Source organism: Demequina sp., assembly GCA_024707205.1.
GTDB lineage: Bacteria > Actinomycetota > Actinomycetes > Actinomycetales > Demequinaceae > Demequina.
On record JANQAD010000001.1, the window covers coordinates 1,399,241 to 1,415,358 of the forward strand.

A 16,118-nucleotide genomic window follows, 5' to 3' on the forward strand; every position below is an offset into this window, starting at 1 on the left:
CGACGTGGAAGACACCCACCCGGGTCACGCCGTCCGCTGCGTACGCGGGCAGGTTGCTATGTGTCCGCGGACGCGCGAATCCTCACAACCACCTGGACGAGGGCCTCGGTGAAGTCGCGCGCGGTGTCGATGCGGAACGCGGCCGGGCCCAGCTCGAGCGGCTCGTACTCCCGGCTCAAGACCTCTGCCCACGTGGGCTCTACGTGGCCAGGGATGTCCGCGATCCGCGCCTCGACGCGGCGGCGGTGTTCCTCCGGGTCCGAGCACACGACCTCGACCTCGACGATGCGTGCCGCGCCCTCGCTCGCCACCCAGCGCCACGCCTCGCGGGTGACGGCTATGGGATTGACGCTGTCCGCGATGACGCCGCGGCCGGAGCGCAGGTGCTCGATCGCCTCGAAGTACGCCACGCGGTAGCCGAGCGCCGGATGCTCCACGAGCGAGACCGCCCCAGACGTCTCGAGCGCGGTCTCGATGACGTCGATCCTGACGTGCACTGCGCCCAACTCTCGCGCCAGAAGCCGCGCAACGGTCGTCTTGCCGCTGCCGGGAAGTCCGGCTAGCGCAACGAGCAGTGCGGTCATGTGCCAGAGCGTATCGGGCGGGCTTGCGGCCGCACCTGCCGGGAGACCACAGTGGGCGGCATGACCTCTCGACGCGGGCAGATACGGCGGCTTCGCGCGGTCGCCACCTGCGCGCTTCGCCAGTTCGCGCTGCCCGACGGCCGGCTCACCTTTGTGACGCACGGCGAGAACACGACGTTTCGGCTATCGACACCGGGTGGTGACTTCCTCGTCCGCGTCCACCGCCCTCAGCGGCACGGGGCCGACGCCGACTCGGAGGCGAACATCGCGTCGGAGCTCGACTGGCTCCGCGCCATCCGAAGGGACACGAGCCTTGAAGTTCCCACGCCCGTAGCGGCACGTGACGGCCGAGCGCTAGTCCTGGCAGCGTCGGGCGGGCAGGAGAGGCTTGTCACGGTGCTGGAATGGATGAGCGGAGCGATCCGTGAGCCGACCCCGCGGCCGGTGCACCTCTCGCGGCTCGGGACCGCGATGGCCACGCTGCACGAGCACGCCGACTCGTGGCGCCGGCCGCCGGGCTTCACGCGCATCGCCTGGGACCGCGAGGCGTTCTTCGGGGATGCGATGGTCTACGGAGACCTCACGGCCGCCGAGTGCTGGGAGCGCCTGCCGTCCGCGCTGCGCTCCCGATTCGAGGAGGTTGAAGAACGGGTCGCGCCGCTCATCGCGAACGCACCCGACGCCGGGCTGATCCACGCGGACCTGCACCTGGGGAACGTGCTGTTCGAGCGTGGCCGCGTCAAGCTCATCGACTTTGACGACTCCGGTACCGGCCCGCGCGCGTACGAGCTGGCCGTGGCGCTGTGGGAGTTGCGCGAAAGGCCTGATTACCAGGACTTCCATGACGCGCTCGTTGGCGCGTATTCCTCCCGGCGGGCGCTGGACGTCACCCACCTCGACGACTTCATCGCGCTGCGTCAGGTTGCCTTTGACGTCTGGTTCACGGGGATGGCGAGCGTCAACCCCAAGATGGCGGCCAATCTCCGCAACGTCCACGAGTGGTCCGCGCAGGTGCTGGACCTCGTGTTCGCGCGCTAGTCGCGCGCGTCGCGCTGGTCTTTCTCGGCGGCGAGGCCCAGGAAGCGGATGAACACAGCGATCCACCCGAAGATGAGCACGAACACGACGATCTCGAAGGCCGTCACCGAGAACACGCGAGTGAGGAACAGCACGATCGACACCGCTACTCCCGCGAGGATGGACCACGAGGCAACGAAGTACCCAGACGCCATGCCCGCGAGGCGCTTGCGGCCGCCGATGAGCAGGATCAGGAACACCACGGCCATCCCGGACGCGCAGATGGTGTGAACCAGAAAGCTCACGTCTACGGGCACCAGCCCCACGCCGGCCAGCATCACACCCAGGATCACGAAGAGGCGCGCGGCCCAATGGGGCGAGGCAGCGTCGGACAGCTTCCCTAGCGTGACGAGCGCACGCATGTCGTTGGAGAGGTACACCGCAAACGAGGTCACGAGCAGCCCGGCGGCCACGAGCGTCGCGTTGAACATCCAGCTGGAGATATCGCCGTAGGTTCCCAACTGGCTGAAGTGGACGCGCCACCACAATGGGTCCGATGTCGTGACCGCGGATGTCAGGCACCCCACCACCACGTAGGACATGAGCAGGGTCGACATCCGTTGCGTGGTCATCTGCGCGACCGAGGGGAACACCAGGAACGCGGTGAGGCCAAGCGTCGCCCCCATCATCACCACCGCGAACAGGCCGTTGACGTTGATGCCGATGAACGCGAGCGACAGCACCACGTACAGCGCGTAGGTGCCGAGGAAGGCGAGCGCCGAGTGGACGAGCACCACCGAGACCACGGTCACACCGGTGGTCCAGCGCCCCAAGCCCAGCCGCCACTCCTGGCCCGGCCGGTTGCGCGAACGCCAGTACCCCACCGCGGACACCACGGCGGCTACGACGGTCGCGAGCACCGCGGCGACGAGGCCGAACGAACCGCTCCCCGCGAGCCGAACGTATCCCTGCGCGGCGGAGACGATGAGCCCGGCGAGCGCTCCGACGCCGCCAAAGATGAGGGCGAGCCAGATGGCCTGGGACTCGACGCGCTGCATCGAGTCCGACGTCCGTGGCGCGGGTTCGGCGGCCACTAGCGGTAGTTCACGAATTGGAGGTCGGTGTCGACATCCGCGCCGCGCAGCAGCGCCTGCGTCGCCTGCAGGTCGTCGCGGCTCTTGGACGAGACGCGCAGTTCGTCGCCCTGAATCAGCGCGCGCACGGACTTGGGACCCTCATCGCGCACGAGCTTGGTGAGCTTCTTCGCCGTCTCCGACGAGATGCCCTCCTTGATCTCCGCCACAAGCCGGAACTCCTTGCCCGACGCCTGCGGCTCGCCGTACTCGAGCGACTTGAGCGAGATCCCGCGCTTGGCGAGTTTGGCGATGAAGACGTCGAGCACCGCTTTGACCCGCTCCGGGGAGTTCGCCTTCATCAGCACCGCCTCGCCCGAGAACTCGATCGACGCGCCAACTCCCTTGAAGTCGTAGCGCTGCGCGATCTCCTTGTAAGCCTGGTTGAGCGCGTTGTCCACCTCCTGGCGGTCCACCTTGCTCACCACGTCAAAGCTGCTGTCGCCCGCCATCGCCGGCTCCCTTCGTGAACGGGGCGCGAGTTCGCGCCCAGGGTCAACATCTTGCTATCCTTCCATGCGCGCCGCTTGCTTCATTGGGCGCGCACGGCGGGTTACCCGAGCGGCCAAAGGGGGCTGACTGTAAATCAGCTGCGAGAGCTACGGGGGTTCGAATCCCTCACCCGCCACGCTTAGGGCTCCACATCGTGGGGCCCTTTGCTTTTCTCCGAAGCCGGCCCGACGCTCGCTCGCCAATCACCGCCCCTCACCTCTGCCCCCGGTTGAGGTAGGTAGGGGGCGAAAAAGCGGCCAAAATCGCCTCTTACCTACCTCAAACGGGAGGTGGGTGTGCGGACACGCCTCAGTGCCCGCCCATGAACGGCGCCATCACGCGGCCCAGCACGCTCTCGCGCTTGGTGAGCCGCTCCTCGGAGTCGGCGAGCGTCATCGCGGTCAGCCCCGCATTCACGCCCAGCCAGCGCAGCGGCTCCACCTCCCAGTTGCGCGATGCATGCCCCACCCAAGGCAGGCGCGTGAGTCCCGAATCCGGGCCCAAGAGAAGGTCGCGAAGAGTCCGCCCCGCAAGGTTCGTGGTGGAGACGCCGTCGCCGACGTAGCCGCCCGCCCACGCCACGCCGGTGTCCCGATCCAGCCCAACGGACGCATGCCAGTCCCTGGTAATCCCCAAGTTTCCACCCCACCGGTGGGTGAACTCGGTACCGGCGAGCACCGGGAACATGGACACGAGCTCCTCGCGCAGCGAGCGATGCACGCGGTCGTGCCGGTCGTACTCGGGACGGATCCGCGACCCAAAGTGGTACGGCGCCCCGCGGCCGCCGAACACCAGGCGATCGTCTGCCGTGCGCTGCCCGTAGATGATCAGGTGCCTGAAGTCGGCGAACGTCTCGCGCTCGCGCAACCCGATCTCGTCCCAGGTTGCGGCGGGCAGCGGCTCCGTGGCCACGATGAGCGAGTACACCGGCGCCACAGCGCGCCGGGCACCGTCAAGGCTTGCCGTGTATCCCTCGGTCGCGCGCACCACGTAGTCCGCGGTGACATCACCCCGCGGCGTGACCACCCTGTGGGGCTCTATCGACAGGGCAGGGGTCTGATCAAAGATGCGCACCCCTCGCTCACGCACCACCCGGGCGAGCCCACGCACGAGCTTTGCAGGCTGAAGAGCCGCGCAATCCGGCGTGTACATCCCGCCGAGAACGGACGTGGCGTTGACCCTGGCCGTCGCGGCAGCGGCGTCGAGCAGCTCATACTCCGTCTGTCCCCACGCGTGCGCATCCTCGACCGAGCCTTTCGCCCGCTCCCACTGCGTAGGCGTCCGCGCGAGCGTCACCGTTCCGCCCTTGGCGATGTCCGCGTCGATCCCCTCGGCTGCGGCCGCGCGGATCACCTCGTCGACCGAGGCCCGCATTGCCGCGTGCTGCGCGAGCGCGGCCTCACGGCCCGCCGCCGTGGCGAGAGTTGCCATGGAACTGGGGAAGAGCGCGGAGCACCACCCGCCGTTTCGGCCCGACGCTCCAAAGCCGGCGATCTCGGCCTCAAGTATCGCGATGGTCAGGTCTGGGCGGGATTCGCTCAGGTAGTAGGCGGTCCACAGCCCCGTGAATCCGGCGCCGACGATCGCGACGTCTACGCGCCGATCCCCATCAAGGGAAGGCCCCGGCTCGAGCGCATCGCCGCATGTTTCAAGCCACAGTGAGACGGCGCCATAGCCGCCCGGAGCGGAACTCATGGCCCCCAGTGTTGCCGCACCAGCGTCGGGCGTCAAAGAGCCGGCCGCAGGGTTGCCGCCGCGTTTCCGCGAAGTGAAATCTTGCGCAAATTGCAGGTAAAACGCAAGGAAATTCGCCGTTTCGAATGGTGGCGTCGCCCGGGGCGTGCCAGTATCGGTGAGGTCGGCGCTTGGCGGCGCCGTGGTGAGGGAGACAACTGTGACGGAGATGTCCGGCCCCAACGGCCGTGTGTCCAGACGCAATGTGTTGATCGGCGGTGCGGCCGGGATCGCGAGTCTTGCGGCACTGCCGCTGTTCTCCACTCCGGGCAAACAGCAGGACCCGATGAAGTGCATCGCGCCGGATCTGTCGGAGACCGACAAGGCGCTCATCGTGTCGAACTGGCCCGAGTACATCGACATCGATGACCCGGACAACGACTACGTGTCGACCGCGACCCTGTTCGCGGAGAACTACGGCATCGACCTCACGTACGTCCAAGACGTCAACGACAACGTGGAGTTCTTCTCCAAGGTCGTCAACCAGCTCGGATCGTGCCAGCCGACCAAGCGGGACCTGTTCATGCTCACGGACTGGATGGCCGCTCGCATGATCAACATGGGGTGGATCCAGAAGTTCAACAAGGCAAACGTGCCGAACCTGGACGCCAACCTCATCTCCTCGCTCCAAGGGGTGGGCTGGGACCCCAATCGCGACTACTCCGCGCCGTGGCAGTCGGGGTTCACCGGGCTCGCCTACAACAAGTCGCTCGTGGGGGAGGTCCGCACCATGGACGAACTCCTCACGCGCCCGGACCTCAAGGGCAAGGTCACGCTCCTCACAGAGATGCGGGACACGATGGGCCTGCTGCTCCTCAGCGACGGGTCGGATCCCGAGAACTTCACCGACGCCCAATGGGACAGCGCCATGGACAAGCTGCGGAAGGCGCGCAACGCCGGCCAGATCCGCGCGTTCACCGGCAACGAGTACGTCAACGACCTCGCGAACGGCAATATCGCGGCGTGCGTCGCGTGGTCCGGTGACGTGGCCGCGGCCGACGACGAGAACCTCGTGTTCCTGCCGCCGGAAGAGGGAATGATGGTGTGGTCGGACAACATGATCATTCCGAACATGGCCAGCCACCAGCTCAACGCCGAGCGGTGGATCAACTGGTACTACGACCCCAAGATCGCCGCCATGCTCGCGGCCTACGTCTGGTACGTGTGCCCGGTCGTCGGTGCCCGTGAGGAGATGGAGAACATCGACCCCACGCTCGTCGACAACCCCCTGATCTTCCCCACTGAGGAGTACCTGGCCGCGACGCACGCGTTCATGGCACTGACCGAAGCGCAGATGCGCGACTACGAAGGAGAGTACGCCGATGTCTCAGGTGGCTAGCGAAGCAGGCCGCGATCTGCATCTGACGGGGCTCACGAAGACATACCCCAACGGATTCCAGGCGGTGAAGTCGCTGGATCTCGTCATCCCTGCGGGATCGTTCTTCGCGCTGCTCGGCCCGTCCGGGTGCGGCAAGACCACCACGCTGCGGATGGTCGCGGGCCTCGAGGAGCCGACCGATGGCAGCATCACCATCGGCAACCAGATCATCACGTACGACAAGCCGTACCGCCGCCCCGTGAACACGGTGTTCCAGAACTACGCGCTGTTCCCGCACCTGTCCATCGCCGAGAACGTGGCCTTTGGCCTCAAGCGCCGCGGCATCAAGGACACCTCGCAGCAGGTCAAGGACATCCTCGAGTTGACGGAGCTCACCGTGCAGGCGCAGAAGCGGCCGGCGCAGCTGTCCGGCGGCCAGCAGCAGCGTGTCGCTCTTGCTCGTGCGCTCATCAACCGCCCGGAGGTGCTCCTGCTCGACGAGCCGCTCGGCGCCCTGGACCTGAAGCTGCGTCGCGCGATGCAGATCGAGCTCAAGCAGATTCAGAGCGAGGTCGGCATCACGTTCGTGCACGTCACTCACGACCAGGAGGAGGCCATGACGATGGCCGACACGGTCGCCGTCATGAACAACGGCATCATCGAGCAGATGGGCGCGCCGACAGACCTGTACGAGAACCCCGGCACGACCTTCGTCGCGAACTTCCTCGGCCAGTCGAACCTCATCGCCGGCACCATCATCGGCAAGGACGGCGCCGTGGTGAAGGTCGACATGCACGGGACGGCAGTCTCGATTCCGGTGGAGCGCGCGCACGCGACATCCGGGAAGGGCTGGGTGGGCATTCGCCCGGAGAAGGTGCTGATCGCACCCGCTGGCGAGCCCATCGACGCACCCGGCAACCACATGACGGGCGCCGTAGTGGTGGACTCCAGCTTCATGGGCGTCTCCACTCAGTACCTCGTCAAGATGGCTTGGGGTCAGGAGATCCTGTGCCACGAGCAGAACACGGGCAAGCGAGGCGTGATGCCGCCAGGAACCCCGGTTGACGTCTCGTGGCGGCCGGAGTTCGCGTTCCTCCTCGACGCCTCCCAGGACGCCGACGCCGGCATCGAGGAGGACTGAGGTGGCACCACTGTCGCGGCGCAGGACGGGATACATCCTCATCCTGCCCACCGCTCTGTGGCTTGGGCTGTTCTTCGTCATCCCGTTCTATTCGCTGCTCGCGACGTCGCTCTTCGACCCCGAGGGCTCCGTGCTCACCGGGTACCAAATGACGTGGCACTTCGAGAACTACTGGACCGCGCTCTCGAACTACTGGACGGTGATGCTGCGCTCCCTCTGGTACGCGGGCATCGCCACGGTCTTGTGTCTGATCCTGGGCTACGTGCTCGCGTACGCGATCGCGTTCAAGGCCGGCCGTTGGAAGAACGTCATGCTGGTGCTCGTCATCGCACCGTTCTTCACGAGCTTCCTGCTGCGCACCCTCGCGTGGAAGCTCATCCTCGGCGACGACTCTCCCGTGGTCAGCGTCATGAAGTTCCTGCACATGGTGCCCGATGACGGCCGCGTCCTCGCCACCCCATTGGCCGTGGTCGCTGGTCTCACCTACAACTTCCTGCCGTTCATGATCCTGCCGCTGTACGCGAGCCTCGAGAAGATCGACACCCGCCTCCATGAGGCGTCGAGCGACCTCTACGCCAATCCGGTGAAGACCTTCTTCCGCGTCACGTGGCCTCTCTCGCTGCCCGGCGTCGTTGCCGGGACGTTGCTGACGTTCATCCCGGCGAGCGGCGACTACATCAACGCGGACCTGCTGGGCAGTCCGAACGAACGCATGGTCGGCAATGTCATACAGAGCCTGTTCACGACCACCGGTGACTACGCCCAGGCGGGCGCCCTCTCGGTGATCCTGATGGCGATCATCGTGGTGATGGTGATGTTCTATATCCGCAAGGCCGGAACGGAGGACCTGCTCTGATGAACTCCTTCGGTCGCTGGATATCGAAGTCCTGGGTGCTGCTGCTCGGCATCGCGGTCATCGTCTACATGTACATCCCCAACATGGTCGTGGCGCTCATGTCGTTCAACGACTCCTCCTCGCACCGCAACCTGTATGCATTCCAGGAGTTCACATGGGACAACTGGCTGCACCCGTGCGCGCCGGCCGGCATGTGCCACTCCGTGGTGGTCTCGATCGAGATCGCATTCCTCGCGACCCTCGTCGCCACCGCGCTGGGCTCGCTTGCGGCGTTCGGCCTGGTGAGGCACCGCTTCGTCGGCCGCAGCGGCATGAACCTGCTACTGTTCCTGCCGATGGCGACGCCTGAGATCGTGATGGGCTCCTCGCTCCTCGCGCTGTTCATCGCGGCGGGGCTCGGCGGTCAGCTTGGCTTCTGGACCATCCTCATCGCGCACATCATGTTCTGCCTGTCGTTCGTGGTGGTGACCGTGAAGTCCCGGTTGGCTGGCCTCGACTCCAACCTCGAGCAGGCGGCGATGGACCTCTACGCGTCCGAGTCGCAGACGTTCTGGAAGGTCACCTTCCCGCTCGTCTTTCCCGGCATCCTCGGTGCCGCGCTACTGAGTTTCTCGCTGTCGTTCGACGACTTCATCATCACCAACCTGAACTCCGGCCAGACGGTCACGTTCCCCATGTACGTCTGGGGCGCCGCGCAGCGTGCGCTCCCGATGCAGGTCAACGTGATCGGCACCCTGATGTTCATCATCGCCCTGGTGATCGTGATTGTCGGAGAGGTGGGCGCTCGTCGCCGTCGCGCGATGCTCGCGGCTCGCTAGCGGCTGGTCGCGCGCTAGAGCATCGCTCCCGCGGTGGTGAGGACGTCGCGCAGGATGCCGGCGATCTCGTCGAACTCCGGCTGCCCGATGATCAGCGGCGGCGAGAGCTGCACCACGGGATCCCCGCGGTCGTCGGCTCGGCAGTACAGCCCGGCGTCCCACAGGGCGCCGGAGAGGTACCCGTAGAGCACGCGCTCGCACTCCTCGGCGCTCAGGGTCTCCCGCGTGGCCTTGTCCCGCACCAGCTCGATTCCATAGAAGTAGCCGGCACCGCGAACGTCGCCGACTACGGCCAAGTCCTTGAGTGACGAGAGCGCCGCGAAGAACGCGCCCTCGTTGTGGCGCACGTTCTGCAGCAGGTGCTCGTTCTCGATGACGTCGAGGTTCGCGAGCGCCACCGCCGCGGACACGGGATGCCCACCCCACGTGTACCCATGCGCGAACATCCGGCCGGGCTCCGCGAACGGCTCAAAGAGCCTGTCGGAGACCAGCATCGCGCCCATCGGTGCATAGCCGCTGGTAAGTCCCTTGGCCGAGGTGATGATGTCGGGCGTGTAGCCGTACCGCGTGCAGCCGAACATCTCGCCCAGCCGCCCGTACGCGCAGATCACCTCGTCGCTCACGAGCAGCACGTCGTTCTCGTCGCAGATCTGCCGCACCCGCTCCCAGTACCCCGGGGGCGGTGGGAAGCAGCCGCCGGCGTTCTGCACGGGCTCCAGGAACACGGCGGCCACGGTGTCCGGCCCCTCGGCCTCGATCGCGAGCCGGATCTGCTCGGCGGACCAGCGCCCAAAGGCCTCGGGATCGCTTCCGTCCAGCAGTCCCGCGGTAAGGTCCGACGCTCGGTACAGATTCGTATTCGGCACCCGGTGGGTGCTGGGAACCAGGGGCTCGAACTGCTGCTTGAGCTCCGGGATGCCGGTGATCGACAGCGCGCCCTGGGTGGTGCCGTGGTACGCCACCTGTCGCGCGATCACCTTGTGCTTGGTGGGCTTTCCCGTGAGCTTGAAGTAGTTCTTCGCGAGCTTCCACGCGGATTCGACCGCCTCGGAGCCGCCCGTGGTGAAGAACACGCGGTTGATATCGCCGGGCGCATAGCCCGCGAGACGCTCGGCGAGTTCGATCGCGCGGGGGTGCGCGTAGGACCAGATGGGGTGGAAGGCGAGCTCTCGCGCCTGAGCCGCCGCAGCGTCGGCCAGTTCCGCGCGCCCGTGCCCCACCTGGGTGACGTAGAGGCCGCTCAGGCCGTCGAGGTACTTCTTGCCGTTGGCGTCGAAGATATACGCGCCCTCGCCGCGGACGATGACAGGGATGTCCGCGTTGTCCCAGCGCGCGTGCTGAGTGAAGTGCATCCAGAGGTGACGGTGCGCCGCCTCCTGCCGCTCGGTGCTGTCCATGGCGCTACGCCGCCACCTTGCGCACCGCGCCCGTATCCGTCATGGCCTCGAGCTCCACGCCCTTGGTCTCGCGAAGGCGCCGCAACACGAAGAAGAACGACAGGAGTGACATGAGCGCGTAGAGCCCGTAGGCGGCCGAGAGCGAGAACTCGGAGAGCGACGGGAAGGTGATCGTGACGATGAAGTTCGCGATCCAGTTGGCGGCCCCCGCCACGGCGAGCGCGACGGCGCGGATCGAGTTGGGGAACATCTCGCCGAGCAGCACCCACATCACGGGACCCCACGTGGCGCCAAAGAACACCACGAACCCGTTGGCGCCGATGAAGGCGACGAGCGACCAGGTGTGGCTCATGGCGGCCGTCTCCGTGCCGTCGGCCTTCTCCACGAGCGTGGCCGTGGAGAACGCAACCGCCATGAGCGCGAGGGTCACGAACATGCCGAGCGAGCCGATGAGGAGCAGGCGCCGGCGCCCGATCTTGTCGACAAGCAGGATCGCCACGATCGTCACCACGATGTTGGTCACCGAGGTGATGGTCGAGGTGAGGAACGCGTCGTCAGACGAGAAGCCGACGGACTCCCACAGCGTGGTCGAGTAGTAGAAGATGACGTTGATGCCAACGAACTGCTGGAACGCGGCGAGGATGATGCCCGTCCACACGATGGGCTTGAGGCCGAACGACGAGCCGCGCAGGTCGCTGAGTCTGCCGCGCTCGCTGTCGTTGGTGGCGAGGATCTCGTCGACCTTGGCGCGGGGGTTGGGCTCGCCGGTGTACTCGGCGAGCACCCGCTCGGCCTCCTCGCGGCGACCTTTCGACGCGAGGTAGCGCGGGGACTCGGGCAGGCGAAGCGCCGCGAACCCGTAGATCACCGCGGGGATCACGCCGACGATGAACATCCACCGCCACGCCTCCACGCCCCACCACAGGTCGTTCGCCGGGCCCCCCGCGGCGGACTGCAGCATCTGGTCGCTCAGCAGCGCGGCGAAGATGCCGAGCACGATCGCGAGCTGCTGCAGCGAGCCCAAGCGGCCGCGATAGGCGGCCGGGGCCACCTCCGCGATGTACGCGGGCGCGATGACCGATGCTGCTCCGATCGCCAGGCCGCCGAAGATGCGCCACAGTATGAAGTCGGTGACGCCAACTGCGATACCGGCGCCGATGGCCGAGACGAAGAAGATGACGGCCGAGATGACCATCATCCGGATGCGGCCCCATCGGTCCGCGAGCGCCCCCGCGAACCACGCGCCAATGGCGCAGCCGAGCAGGCCGGACGCCACCGCGAATCCCTTCAGCGCCTCGCTGAGCCCCCACTCGTCCTGTAGCGAGCTCACGGCGCCGTTGATCACCGACGAGTCGAAGCCGAACAGGAATCCGCCGAGTGCCGCCCCAATAGTGATGGTGAGCACGCGCCGGTTGAGCCTCGCAGGAGCCGCGGTAGCGGACATGGCATCTCCCCTGATGTTGCGGCTCGTCGTCGAGCCGCGGTCACTTCACCTTAGCGCCGCGTCCAGGTGGGGCGCGAGGTCTCCGCGAGGACTCACGACAACGTCGTCGAGCCCTTGCCAGGCGGCCGCGAGCCTAAGCTCGGCCGCGAGCGCGGAGGCGACAACGGCGTCGGGCCTGCGACGCGCCCCAGGTGCGGTGCTCGGCTCTCTCCACGCGGCCGCGACGAGCAGGGTTCCCGCCTTGCGATCGGACTTGAGGTCCACGCGCGCCACGATGTCGTCGCCGAGCAGGAACAGCAGGCAGTAGTACCCGTAGATGCGCTTGGGCGCGGGCGTGTAGATCTCGATGCGGTAGTCCACGTTGAACATGCGCTCGAGTCGTGGACGGAACCAACACACGGGATCGAAGGGGCTCAGCAGGGCCGACGCCGTTGCCCGGCTTTGCGGTTGGGCGCCGGTTGCGAGCAGCGCTGGCTCGCCCCACCCATCCACCTCCACCCACCGCGCGAGCCCGCGCTCCACGGCTGACTGCGCGAACGGGCCCAGCTGGGCGGCGGTGAGCGACTTGGGGGCGAGCAGGCGGAAGTGGTCGGCGATGTCGCGTGGCGTGCCAACCCCAACCGCGCCGATGGCGTGGTCGAAGAACAGCTGGCGGCCCTCGTTGAGGGTGAGGGCAGGGGCGGCGAGCGCTGCCGCGCCCCACGCGCGCTCCAACGAGTCGTAGGTGCGCACAAAGTTGCCGCGCCGGGAGCCGGCGATCTCGCCGCGGAAGAACAGGTACTCGAGCGCCGACTTCACGTGGCTGTAGTCCCACCATGTTCCCTTGGGGCCTTCGCGTGGCGCGAGATGCTCAAGATCGCCGCCAACGACGGGGCCGCGCTCGTCTACGGCCTCGCGAACGGCCGCCAGCAGCCCCGGCCGCTCGGTCTCGAGCTTATTGCGGGTCCACACCACCCAGTCGGTGTCGCGGTTCATGCGGGGGAGCATCGCCGGCAGCAGGTTCAGGGGCATTACGGCGGCCTCGTGGCCCCAGTGCTCGAACCCGTGGGCGCCGTGACCGTGCGGCGGGCCCCACAGGAAGGTGTCCAGCTTGGCGGTGTCGTACGCGCCGTAGCGGCTGAAGACGGGCAGGTAGTGCGCGCGGGCGAACACGTTCACCGAGTCCAATTGCAGCACGCCTTGGCGGTCGAGGTACTCCGCGAACTGCTTGTCCCGCACGCCGCGGGCGGGGCGCTTCGCGGCCAGGCCCTGCGCGGCGAGAAACACGCGTCGTGCCTCGGGCGCGGACAGTGTGAGAGTCACTCGGTCACCATAGCCAACCCCACCGACAGGCGAGCCAATCCGATTTCGTGAGGCAGCGTCGGGCCGTGTATCCTTGACCGGCTTGCCCCAATAGCTCAGTCGGCAGAGCGTTTCCATGGTAAGGAAAAGGTCCAGGGTTCGATTCCCTGTTGGGGCTCGGTTTGCGGCCATTCGACGGTCGCACCCAAGGCGGGGTAGCTCAGTTGGTTAGAGCACACGACTCATAATCGTGGGGTCGCGGGTTCAAGTCCCGCCCTCGCTACGGGATGCGAATGCATCCAACGCGCGCTTAAGCGGGCGCGTGCACAACAAGGCTAGGAGACATCCACATGGCGAAGAACGACGTTCGTCCCAAGATCACGCTCGCATGCGTGGACTGCAAGAACCGCAACTACATCACGCGCAAGAACCGTCGGAACAACCCCGACCGTGTGGAACTCAACAAGTTCTGCCCCAAGTGCGGCAAGCACACGGCGCACCGCGAGACCCGCTGATCTAGTTCTGCTGCGGACGCCCGGTTCCCCGATGGGGGCCGGGCGTTTGTGTGTCTGCGGGCGGCGTGCGGGGCACCGGGTTCCGTTGGCATCCACTAGACGCCCCTTTTGTCCCGTTTGATGGGAGCGTGCGCTAGCGTGTTCGTGACGCGCTGGTTGCCAAGGGGGTGACGCGCGGGGGAGAGATCAATGAAGATCAAGAGGGATGCAGCTGTATTGGCGCTCACGGGAGCGTTTGTGCTCGGGATCGCGGCGACCGCCTCGGCCGGTACCAGCGGTTGGACCGGTATCGACGGTTGGCGTCAGACCAGTGCTGGCATCATCAGTTGGCAGAAGAGTTCACTCGGTGGCGGCGCGTTCAGGGCAAGCGTGAGCGGCCCCAACTGGCCGCTATCCATAAAGGCACATTTCGTGCTTCTGGGCGTCACACACACCACGGGAACCAACACCAACGCCTACTTTTCGACCGTCACGGCGGACCACATGTCTGATTACAATGCGTCGTGGTAGGCGCGCACTGACTATCACTATGGCCACCATCCTGCTGTTCGGTGTGGGCGCGTGTTCTGCAACTCACGATCATGCCAACCAACCCTGGTCCGTTGGACCCTACGACCAGTTCATCGGCAAGTACATCGATGAAGCGCAAGCTGGAGGAGCGTCGCAAGAGCAGATTGACGCGCTCGTTTCCGCGAGGGACGCGGGCCGGATCGATGTTGAGCAGATGCGTGAGGCCGTAGCTGCGGACGCTGAGTGCCTCGAGAAGGTCGGGTTCACGGTGACTGTGAGTGATGCGGTGAGGGCATCGGGGTACGTGGTGCCCACATTCGACGCCGCGTATCCCTCTGACCTCAGCACGGAGCAGGGCGATGCGGTGGTTGACGCGTGTGACCGCACTAACTTGTACTGGATTTCCGCCGCCTACCAGCTGCAACCGGAAGCTCGGGACAAGCTCGGCGCTTACGTCATGTCGCGAGAGTCCGAGCTGCGCAAGTGTCTTGAGGGGCACTCGTACGCGACGGATCCCGATGCCACTGGCTGGGAGCTTGCTATGCAGGCGCTGCAGGTGTCCAAGGACACGCGCGGCCAGGCCGGCTTCGATTGCTTGGATGAAGCTGGGATAGACGGCCTCTAGTCGCCCGACGCCATGTGACGTGTCCCCCGTTGGGTGGAGTCCTAGCATCGGGTTGAGGCCCGAGGATTGGAGTCCTGATGGCGAAGGTGCCGGCATATCCGACGGAGTTCAGGGTCCGGGCAGTGGAGTTGTATCGCTCGAGTGGGCTGTCGATTGAGAATGCTGCCCGCCAGGTCGGGGTGTCACCGACCACGTTGGGCAACTGGGCGCGGCAGGCCGCGATTGATGCGGGCGAGGCGCCGGGGGTGACCAGCCAAGAGCATGCCGAGGTTGTCGCGTTGCGCAAAGAGATCCGCCGCCTGGAGATGGAGAACGAGATTTTGAAGAAAGCGGCAGCGTTCTTCGCGAAGGAGAACGTCCTCCCAAAATGATGTTCCGGCTGGTGGAGACACTGGCCGGGCAGGGAATCCCCATTACGGTCAGTTGCCGCACGTTGGGTGTGTCGGTGTCGGGATTCCATGCTTGGCGCTCGCGTGGACCGTCGAGGCGTGACCGTGCTGACCGTGAGCTCACGGCGGTGGTTCGGGCGATCCATGCGGCGTCGCGGGGCACCTATGGGGTGCGCCGAGTCCATGCGGAGCTGCGCCTGGGTCATGACCTCATCGTGAACCACAAACGGATCGAACGGGTCATGCGAAACGCGTGTATCCAGGGTGTTCACCACCGCAAGTACCGGCGAGGCAAGCCCTATCGGCTGCCCGCCGTGTTCGAGGATCACGTGCAGCGCCGCTTCAGCGCGGAGCGTCCTGACCAGTTGTGGGTCACCGACATCACGCAGCATCCCACCGGTCAGGGCTGGGTGTATTGCGCGGCCGTCGTTGACGTGTTCTCGCGGCGCTGCGTGGGCTGGTCCATCGCCAACCACCTGCGCACCGAACTGGTGCTGGACGCGCTCGAGATGGCCCGCCTGCGCCGCAACCCGAACGGCACGATCGTGCACTCGGACCGCGGCACCCAATTCACGTCGTGGCTGTTCGGAGCCAGGCTGCGCCAACTGGGTCTCATGGGCTCGATGGGCAAAGTCGCCTCCGCGTATGACAACGCGCTGATGGAATCGTTCTGGGGCTCCATGCAACTCGAACTCCTGGACCGCCGCTCCTGGACCACCAAGACAGAACTGGGACAAGCGATCTTCGAATGGATCGAAGCGTTCTACAACCCCCGCAGACGCCACTCGTCCCTGGGCTACCTCAGCCCAAACCAATACGAAGCCCTTCACAACCAAGCCGCGGTAGCGGCATGATCACAACAGA

Annotated in this window: 17 protein-coding genes and 3 tRNA genes; 13 read left to right on the plus strand and 7 right to left on the minus strand. The window is 66.2% G+C overall.

The genetic code is table 11. The annotated features are described in order from the left end of the window. Positions 1-56: 56 nt before the first annotated feature. Complete coding sequence (locus tag NVV57_07155) at positions 57-584, minus strand: AAA family ATPase (protein ID MCR6712472.1); 528 nt, start codon at positions 582-584, stop codon at positions 57-59. Between the two features lie 60 nt (positions 585-644). On the opposite strand from NVV57_07155, the gene NVV57_07160 reads away from it, so the two are divergent. Then, on the plus strand, positions 645-1,622 hold the full coding sequence (locus NVV57_07160; protein ID MCR6712473.1) for a phosphotransferase: 978 nt from the start codon (positions 645-647) through the stop codon (positions 1,620-1,622). On the opposite strand, the gene NVV57_07165 is transcribed toward NVV57_07160, so the two are convergent. Both NVV57_07165 and NVV57_07170 read right to left on the minus strand, forming a co-directional pair. Then, the gene (locus NVV57_07165) at positions 1,619-2,695 is read right to left on the minus strand and encodes a DUF998 domain-containing protein (GenBank protein MCR6712474.1); all 1,077 of its coding nucleotides are present in this window, start codon (positions 2,693-2,695) and stop codon (positions 1,619-1,621) included. The genes NVV57_07160 and NVV57_07165 overlap by 4 nt on opposite strands. After that, complete coding sequence (locus NVV57_07170; protein MCR6712475.1) at positions 2,695-3,186, minus strand: YajQ family cyclic di-GMP-binding protein; 492 nt, start codon at positions 3,184-3,186, stop codon at positions 2,695-2,697. Before NVV57_07170 ends, NVV57_07165 begins: the two co-directional genes overlap by 1 nt. Positions 3,187-3,281: 95 nt before the next feature. Between NVV57_07170 and NVV57_07175 the strand changes: the two genes are divergently transcribed. After that, positions 3,282-3,362: transfer RNA gene (locus tag NVV57_07175), tRNA-Tyr, on the plus strand. A gap of 173 nt (positions 3,363-3,535) precedes the next feature. Here the strand turns inward: NVV57_07175 and NVV57_07180 are convergent. Continuing rightward, entirely contained in the window at positions 3,536-4,921 is a 1,386-nt protein-coding gene (locus NVV57_07180) for an FAD-binding oxidoreductase (protein MCR6712476.1), read from the minus strand. A gap of 208 nt (positions 4,922-5,129) precedes the next feature. Between NVV57_07180 and NVV57_07185 the strand changes: the two genes are divergently transcribed. Genes NVV57_07185 through NVV57_07200 form a run of 4 tightly spaced genes read left to right on the plus strand, consistent with a single transcriptional unit; the run spans position 5,130 to position 9,093 of the window. Beyond that, positions 5,130-6,299, plus strand: coding sequence for a spermidine/putrescine ABC transporter substrate-binding protein (locus NVV57_07185; protein MCR6712477.1), 1,170 nt, complete (start codon positions 5,130-5,132; stop codon positions 6,297-6,299). Beyond that, positions 6,283-7,419, plus strand: a complete 1,137-nt coding sequence (locus tag NVV57_07190; protein ID MCR6712478.1) for an ABC transporter ATP-binding protein — start codon at positions 6,283-6,285, stop codon at positions 7,417-7,419. The genes NVV57_07185 and NVV57_07190 overlap by 17 nt, the downstream gene beginning before the upstream one ends. A gap of 1 nt (position 7,420) precedes the next feature. Beyond that, the gene (locus NVV57_07195; GenBank protein MCR6712479.1) at positions 7,421-8,275 is read left to right on the plus strand and encodes an ABC transporter permease; all 855 of its coding nucleotides are present in this window, start codon (positions 7,421-7,423) and stop codon (positions 8,273-8,275) included. Continuing rightward, positions 8,275-9,093 (plus strand): ABC transporter permease, encoded by an 819-nt coding sequence (locus NVV57_07200; GenBank protein ID MCR6712480.1) that lies wholly within the window; start codon positions 8,275-8,277, stop codon positions 9,091-9,093. Before NVV57_07195 ends, NVV57_07200 begins: the two co-directional genes overlap by 1 nt. 14 nt (positions 9,094-9,107) lie before the next feature. Here the strand turns inward: NVV57_07200 and NVV57_07205 are convergent, their stop codons facing one another. Genes NVV57_07205 through NVV57_07215 form a run of 3 tightly spaced genes read right to left on the minus strand, consistent with a single transcriptional unit; the run spans position 9,108 to position 13,236 of the window. Beyond that, positions 9,108-10,490, minus strand: coding sequence for an aspartate aminotransferase family protein (locus tag NVV57_07205; GenBank protein ID MCR6712481.1), 1,383 nt, complete (start codon positions 10,488-10,490; stop codon positions 9,108-9,110). Between the two features lie 4 nt (positions 10,491-10,494). Then, on the minus strand, positions 10,495-11,934 hold the full coding sequence (locus NVV57_07210) for a sugar porter family MFS transporter (protein ID MCR6712482.1): 1,440 nt from the start codon (positions 11,932-11,934) through the stop codon (positions 10,495-10,497). A 45-nt stretch (positions 11,935-11,979) separates the two neighbouring features. Beyond that, positions 11,980-13,236: a winged helix DNA-binding domain-containing protein gene (locus tag NVV57_07215; GenBank protein MCR6712483.1), complete on the minus strand. Its 1,257-nt coding sequence runs from the start codon at positions 13,234-13,236 to the stop codon at positions 11,980-11,982. Between the two features lie 84 nt (positions 13,237-13,320). On the opposite strand from NVV57_07215, the gene NVV57_07220 reads away from it, so the two are divergent. From NVV57_07220 to NVV57_07250, 7 genes are all read left to right on the plus strand, one after another. Beyond that, positions 13,321-13,393 (plus strand) — tRNA-Thr (locus tag NVV57_07220). A gap of 31 nt (positions 13,394-13,424) precedes the next feature. Then, a tRNA-Met gene (locus NVV57_07225) sits at positions 13,425-13,498 on the plus strand. A 67-nt stretch (positions 13,499-13,565) separates the two neighbouring features. Further along, positions 13,566-13,730 (plus strand): 50S ribosomal protein L33, encoded by a 165-nt coding sequence (rpmG, locus tag NVV57_07230; GenBank protein ID MCR6712484.1) that lies wholly within the window; start codon positions 13,566-13,568, stop codon positions 13,728-13,730. A 189-nt stretch (positions 13,731-13,919) separates the two neighbouring features. Then, a complete protein-coding gene (locus NVV57_07235; protein MCR6712485.1) occupies positions 13,920-14,240 on the plus strand; it encodes a hypothetical protein in 321 nt (106 codons plus the stop codon). Positions 14,241-14,259: 19 nt separating this feature from the next. Further along, on the plus strand, positions 14,260-14,865 hold the full coding sequence (locus NVV57_07240) for a hypothetical protein (protein ID MCR6712486.1): 606 nt from the start codon (positions 14,260-14,262) through the stop codon (positions 14,863-14,865). 77 nt (positions 14,866-14,942) lie between these two features. Then, positions 14,943-15,236: a transposase gene (locus NVV57_07245; protein ID MCR6712487.1), complete on the plus strand. Its 294-nt coding sequence runs from the start codon at positions 14,943-14,945 to the stop codon at positions 15,234-15,236. Beyond that, entirely contained in the window at positions 15,233-16,108 is an 876-nt protein-coding gene (locus NVV57_07250) for an IS3 family transposase (protein MCR6712488.1), read from the plus strand. The genes NVV57_07245 and NVV57_07250 overlap by 4 nt, the downstream gene beginning before the upstream one ends. The last annotated feature ends 10 nt before the right edge of the window (positions 16,109-16,118 follow it).

Coding starts and splice junctions, on each gene's coding strand:
- NVV57_07155 (MCR6712472.1), bottom strand. CDS start 584: ATGACCGCACTGCTCGTTGCGCTAGCCGGACTTCCCGGCAGCGGCAAG.
- NVV57_07160 (MCR6712473.1), top strand. CDS start 645: ATGACCTCTCGACGCGGGCAGATACGGCGGCTTCGCGCGGTCGCCACC.
- NVV57_07170 (MCR6712475.1), bottom strand. CDS start 3,186: ATGGCGGGCGACAGCAGCTTTGACGTGGTGAGCAAGGTGGACCGCCAG.
- NVV57_07180 (MCR6712476.1), bottom strand. CDS start 4,921: ATGAGTTCCGCTCCGGGCGGCTATGGCGCCGTCTCACTGTGGCTTGAA.
- NVV57_07185 (MCR6712477.1), top strand. CDS start 5,130: ATGTCCGGCCCCAACGGCCGTGTGTCCAGACGCAATGTGTTGATCGGC.
- NVV57_07190 (MCR6712478.1), top strand. CDS start 6,283: ATGTCTCAGGTGGCTAGCGAAGCAGGCCGCGATCTGCATCTGACGGGG.
- NVV57_07200 (MCR6712480.1), top strand. CDS start 8,275: ATGAACTCCTTCGGTCGCTGGATATCGAAGTCCTGGGTGCTGCTGCTC.
- NVV57_07205 (MCR6712481.1), bottom strand. CDS start 10,490: ATGGACAGCACCGAGCGGCAGGAGGCGGCGCACCGTCACCTCTGGATG.
- NVV57_07210 (MCR6712482.1), bottom strand. CDS start 11,934: ATGTCCGCTACCGCGGCTCCTGCGAGGCTCAACCGGCGCGTGCTCACC.
- rpmG (MCR6712484.1), top strand. CDS start 13,566: ATGGCGAAGAACGACGTTCGTCCCAAGATCACGCTCGCATGCGTGGAC.
- NVV57_07235 (MCR6712485.1), top strand. CDS start 13,920: ATGAAGATCAAGAGGGATGCAGCTGTATTGGCGCTCACGGGAGCGTTT.
- NVV57_07240 (MCR6712486.1), top strand. CDS start 14,260: ATGGCCACCATCCTGCTGTTCGGTGTGGGCGCGTGTTCTGCAACTCAC.
- NVV57_07245 (MCR6712487.1), top strand. CDS start 14,943: ATGGCGAAGGTGCCGGCATATCCGACGGAGTTCAGGGTCCGGGCAGTG.
- NVV57_07250 (MCR6712488.1), top strand. CDS start 15,233: ATGATGTTCCGGCTGGTGGAGACACTGGCCGGGCAGGGAATCCCCATT.